The following is a 1,219-nucleotide window of genomic DNA, read 5'->3' as shown; positions in this document are numbered from 1 at the left end:
GTCGTCCTCGCGCTCGTGCGGGAGGTCGAGCAGGATCCGTGGCCGGTCGCCGTCGCAGGGCACCATGTAGGTCTGTGCGAACCGCGGGCTGCCGGCCTTGCCCTGCGGCGGCGCGAAGTCCAACGTCCACTCGGTCGGTACGAGGACGTACCCCCGGTGCGAGATCGAGAACGTCCAGAACGGTCAGACCAAACTGCTCGGTCATCGCCGTGCGGCGTTCGTCGAGAACGGCCCGGTGCCCGGCGTCGTTGATGACGACCGCCGCCCTGCCCGGGTCACCCTCGATGTACGCCTCGGCTGTAGCTCGCGGCAACGGCGCCGATGTCGCCGGCCTCGACGGCCCGCGCGTAGCCGTGCAGCAAGGCGGTGACCTGGTCGCGTACCGGTGTCTCCGTCGAGTTCATCCTCGGTCCTCTCAGTTCGGCGGCCGTCAGGAGGCGAGGATCCGCCCGTCCTCACTGACGGGGCAGCCCGCTCAGCCAGACGTCCAGCTCCGCCGGGGAGCGCAGCAACACCACGGGCGGCGCGGACGGATCGGTCTGCCAGGCCCGCATCCGCCGGGGCCCCGCCGCTACGACAAGACCGCGACCTCGTTCCAGGCCACCGTCACTATCGCCGCGCTACTCCAATCGTTGTAAACCTTTGAAGACGCGGCCTAGGGCCTGTCCTGTCGATCATGGAACCCGTGGCAGACGTCTTGGCTAGAGTCTCGCCGTGGTTGTGGTCAACATGGTGGAGAAGTTCGGCATGGACGATCTCCTCGAACGCGCATGGGATCTGCCATCAGAGGTCATCGAGCCGCTGCGCGCGCATGTCGAGGTGACGCCCGACGGGTGCGTCGTGGACGTGTGGCTCATGACAGCGGAGATCGCCGCCATCGTGCAGCCTTGGGTTGACGAGCCCATCGATGTCGAATCGGGTTCATGGTTCGTCAGCTCGGCGCAGGTCCCTGCTTGAGGCGAGTCATCGGGGTCATCGGAGCCAGATGATGGCGGCGATGAGGACCAGGCTGGATCGGTAGAGGGATGCGCGTTTGGCGTATCGGGTGGCCAGGTCGCGCCACTGCTTGAGCCGGTTGAAGCAGCGTTCCACGACGTTGCGCTTGCGGTAGGTCGCCTTGTCGAAGGCCGGCGACAACCCACAACTCCTGGCCCTGCTCGACGCGATCCGGATCAACGAGCCCGGACCCGGCCGGCCACGCAAACGCCCCGACGTGCTG

The 1,219-nt window shown here is 67.3% G+C and carries 3 protein-coding genes; 1 reads left to right on the top strand and 2 read right to left on the bottom strand.

The features are described from left to right. Positions 1 to 275 precede the first annotated feature (275 nt). A complete protein-coding gene (locus tag AB0J68_RS32345) occupies positions 276 to 404 on the bottom strand; it encodes a hypothetical protein (protein ID WP_363942715.1) in 129 nt (42 codons plus the stop codon). Positions 405 to 714: 310 nt separating this feature from the next. Here AB0J68_RS32345 and AB0J68_RS32340 point away from each other — a divergent pair, with 310 nt between their 5' ends. Further along, complete coding sequence (locus tag AB0J68_RS32340; RefSeq protein WP_363942713.1) at positions 715 to 957, top strand: hypothetical protein; 243 nt, start codon at positions 715 to 717, stop codon at positions 955 to 957. A 15-nt stretch (positions 958 to 972) separates the two neighbouring features. Here AB0J68_RS32340 and AB0J68_RS32335 read toward each other — a convergent pair. Then, positions 973 to 1,219 (bottom strand): transposase (locus tag AB0J68_RS32335; protein ID WP_363942710.1); only part of this gene is annotated, 247 nt, incomplete at its 5' end.

The sequence above is a fragment of the Micromonospora sp. NPDC049580 genome, assembly GCF_040675595.1.
Lineage (GTDB): Bacteria > Actinomycetota > Actinomycetes > Mycobacteriales > Micromonosporaceae > Micromonospora.
This window is presented reverse-complemented; position numbering and strand designations above follow the sequence as displayed.

What these genes read in the sequence shown, in the direction of transcription:
- AB0J68_RS32345 (WP_363942715.1), bottom strand. Translation starts at nt 404, where the DNA reads ATGAACTCGACGGAGACACCGGTACGCGACCAGGTCACCGCCTTGCTG.